This is a genomic window from Methylibium sp., assembly GCF_013817365.1.
Taxonomy (GTDB): Bacteria; Pseudomonadota; Gammaproteobacteria; order Burkholderiales; family Burkholderiaceae_C; genus Methylibium.
This window is the reverse complement of the sequence record NZ_JACDCU010000456.1, coordinates 1-3,089: the sequence shown is the minus strand read 5'-3', so window position 1 is coordinate 3,089 and position 3,089 is coordinate 1. Positions and strand designations below refer to the sequence as shown.

At 68.8% G+C, this 3,089-nt stretch carries 5 protein-coding genes and 1 pseudogene; all 6 read left to right on the top strand.

Annotated elements, in window-relative coordinates; genetic code table 11:
* Positions 1-695 (top strand): DUF3641 domain-containing protein (locus tag H0W38_RS19635; RefSeq protein WP_292457325.1); only part of this gene is annotated, 695 nt, incomplete at its 5' end.
* Between the two features lie 118 nt (positions 696-813).
* Positions 814-1,009: pseudogene (locus H0W38_RS19630) on the top strand (hypothetical protein); the annotation flags it as partial.
* Positions 973-1,830: a DUF547 domain-containing protein gene (locus H0W38_RS19625; protein WP_292457322.1), complete on the top strand. Its 858-nt coding sequence runs from the start codon at positions 973-975 to the stop codon at positions 1,828-1,830. The pseudogene H0W38_RS19630 and the gene H0W38_RS19625, both read left to right, overlap by 37 nt.
* The gene (locus H0W38_RS19620; protein WP_292457320.1) at positions 1,827-2,066 is read left to right on the top strand and encodes a hypothetical protein; all 240 of its coding nucleotides are present in this window, start codon (positions 1,827-1,829) and stop codon (positions 2,064-2,066) included. Before H0W38_RS19625 ends, H0W38_RS19620 begins: the two co-directional genes overlap by 4 nt.
* The gene (locus H0W38_RS22175) at positions 2,003-2,185 is read left to right on the top strand and encodes a hypothetical protein (protein ID WP_367162449.1); all 183 of its coding nucleotides are present in this window, start codon (positions 2,003-2,005) and stop codon (positions 2,183-2,185) included. Before H0W38_RS19620 ends, H0W38_RS22175 begins: the two co-directional genes overlap by 64 nt.
* On the top strand, positions 2,182-3,089 hold a 908-nt coding region (locus tag H0W38_RS19615; protein ID WP_292457319.1), incomplete at its 3' end, for an FAD-dependent oxidoreductase. The genes H0W38_RS22175 and H0W38_RS19615, both read left to right, overlap by 4 nt.

Sequence of the window (3,089 nt, the reverse complement as noted above, 5' to 3'; positions counted from 1 at the left end):
AGCAAGACCTGGCCGCCTTCCTGGCCGCACAGGGCGTGGAAGTCACGGCCTCGCTGCCGTGCTACTCCCCGGCCGCCGTCGACCGCCAGCGTGGCGACGGCGTGTTCGAACAAAGCATCGCCGGGCTACGCCAGCTCAACGCGCTGGGTTACGGCGACGTGGGCAAGGGCCTGGTGCTGAACCTGGTCTACAACCCGCAGGGGGCGGTGCTGCCGCCGCCACAGGGCGCGCTGCAAGCCGACTACAAGCGTGAACTGATGCTGCACTTCGGCATCCGCTTCAACCATCTGTACGCACTGACGAACATGCCGATCCAGCGCTTCGGCAGCACCTTGGTCAGCAAGGGTATGTTTGCTCCGTACATGAAGCTGCTGCGCGACGCGCACCGAGAAGACAACCTCGACGCCGTGATGTGCCGCTACTCGATCAGCGTCGATTGGCAAGGCGATCTCTACGACTGCGATTTCAACCAGATGCTGGGCTTGCGAGCCCGCGTGAACGGGGCACCGCGGCCCCATCTGCGTGACCTGCTGGCGCACGACATCGCGGGCGAGGACATCCGGAGCGCCGACCACTGCTACGGCTGCACCGCGGGGCACGGCAGCAGTTGCGGTGGCGCGCTCGAGGCGCCCACGGTGGCCGGTGCAGACGAGCCGGTTCCTGTCGCCCAGTTCGTCGCGGTCGGGGCCGCATGACGGCTGTGCCTTCGCCGCGAAGTACGGCCTCGACGACCCTTCGCGTCGGTTTCCGACAGCCCCACGCGCGCCACCTCGGGATCGGTGAGGGGGACAGGATCCTCCGCGTCACCTTCGTCACGCAGGCGACTTGCTGGCCGAGTATGTGCTGGCCATGAAGCACGGCCTGGGTCTGAACAAGATCGCGGGCACCATCCACACCTACTCGACGCTCGCCGAGGCCAACAAGTACGTGGCCGGCGAATGGAAGCACGCACACGCCAAAGAAGCTGCTGGAATGGGTCGGGCGCTATCACCGCTGGGAGCGTGCCTGATGCTGCGTCGACGGCACTTCGCACTGGCACTGGCACTGGCTGCGGCGGCCCTCGCGCGGCCGGCGTTTGCGCAAGCGTTCGATCATGGCCACGCCGCCTGGACGGTGCTGCTGAGCAAACATGTGGTGCTGTTGCGCGGCGGCCAGGCCTCACAGTTGCGCTACGCCGGCTTCGCGGCGGATCGCCCGGCGCTGCGAAGCTACGTGGAGTCGCTCTCGGCCGTTTCGGCGCCGCATTTCGCTTCGTTCTCGAAGGCGCAGCAGCAGGCCTTCCTGATCAACGCCTACAACGCGTTCACGGTCGAACTCATCCTGACGAAATACCCGGACCTGAAGTCGATCAAGGACCTGGGCAGCCTGCTGTCGAGCCCGTGGAAGCCGAAGTGGATCGCACTGCTCGGCGGCAAGGTCTCGCTGGACGACATCGAGCACCAGATGCTGCGCAAGCGCGGCGTCTACGACGATCCCCGCGTGCACTTCGCCGTGAACTGTGCCTCCATCGGCTGCCCGATGATGCGCGAGGAAGCCTTCGTGGCCGAGCGGCTGGATGCGCAACTGGCGCAGCAGACGCAGCGCTTCCTGGCCGACCGCACGCGCAACCGCTGGAACGTTCAGCGCGGCCGCCTGGAACTGTCGAAGATTTTCGACTGGTACGGCGAAGACTTCGCTCTCGGCCACCGCGGCATCGCCTCGCTGGCCGGCTTTGCGGCGAAGCACGCCGACCCGCTGGCCGATGCGCAGGCCGACCGCGAACGGATCCGCAGTGAGAAGGTCGAGGTCGCCTTCCTCGACTACGACTGGGCGCTGAACGACGCGCGATGAAGACAACCCTGAGCATCATCCTGCCCGTCCTGAACGAAGCCGCCTGCGTCGGGGGCACGTTGCGCGCGCTCGCGGCGCTGCGCGAGCGGGGCGCCGAGGTGCTGGTGGTCAACGGTGGCAATGCTGACGCGACGACGGCCCTGGGCCCGCGCTCGATGGCGGCTATGCGCTGGTGGGCCTGCGCCGCGACGCGTCCGACCTCTTCGCGGGGATCGCCTGGAGCACCGCGCAAGTGATGGCCACGACACGAGATCGTGCACGCGCGGCCGGCCTGAGTTGGGCCGAACTGCCGGCGGTTTCGGACATCGATGTGGCCGCCGATCTCGCGCGCCTGCCATCGGGGTGGTTGCCGTGAAGCGCCTCGTGCTCGTCGGCGCCGGCCATGCCCACGCGCAGGTGCTGCTGGACTGGGTGCGCGCACCGCTGCCCGGCGTCGAATTGCTCGTCGTGTCCCCTCAGGCCCTGGCCCCCTATTCGGGCATGGTGCCGGGCTGGCTGGCCGGCATCTACCGCTACGACGATATCGTCATCGACTTTCGCGCGCTGTGCGCCGCGGCCGGGGCACACTGGATCGAAGCCGAGATCGATGCGCTCGACGCTCCTCGGCGCTGCGTGACGCTGGGCTCGAGCGAAGTCATCGGGTACGACGTGCTGTCCCTCAACCTGGGCTCGACACTGCGCCCGCCGCGGGCCGAAGGCACCCCCCTGCTGGCTCTGCGCCCGCTGTCGCAGTTGCGCGCCGGTTACGAGCGCGTGCTGGAGAACTGGAGAGCCGACCCATCCGATCGCCCGGCCACGGTGACGGCGGTAGGCGGGGGCGCTGCGGGCTTCGAATCGCTTCTGGCCGTGCTGGCCCGCCTGCGCTCGATGCGCCCGGATCGCCTGGTGCACGGGGGCCTGGTCACACGGGCCGTCACCTTGCTGCCAGGCGTGTCGCCGGCAGCCCGCCGGGCCTGCGCACGAGCCCTGACCCGGGCCGGCGTCAGGGTTCAGCTGGCGACGGCCTGGTGCGACACCATCGCGCGCAGCAGCGACCTGGTGCTCTGGGCCACCGGCGCCGAGGCGCACGCCTGGCAGCTCGACCCGGCTCGACGCGGATCGTTGGTCGTCAGCGAACGGGGGTTCATTCGCGTCGACGAGCAGTTGCGCTCGGTGTCGCACCCGCAGGTGTTCGCCGTCGGCGACTGTGCCGAGTGGGGACAGCCGCTGCCCAAGGCCGGCGTGTATGCCGTGCGCATGGGTCCCGTACTGGGCCGCAA

Excerpts from the sequence above, each read along its gene's own strand:
- H0W38_RS19620 (WP_292457320.1), top strand. The coding sequence starts at position 1,827 with ATGAAGACAACCCTGAGCATCATCCTGCCCGTCCTGAACGAAGCCGCC.
- H0W38_RS19625 (WP_292457322.1), top strand. The coding sequence starts at position 973 with ATGGGTCGGGCGCTATCACCGCTGGGAGCGTGCCTGATGCTGCGTCGA.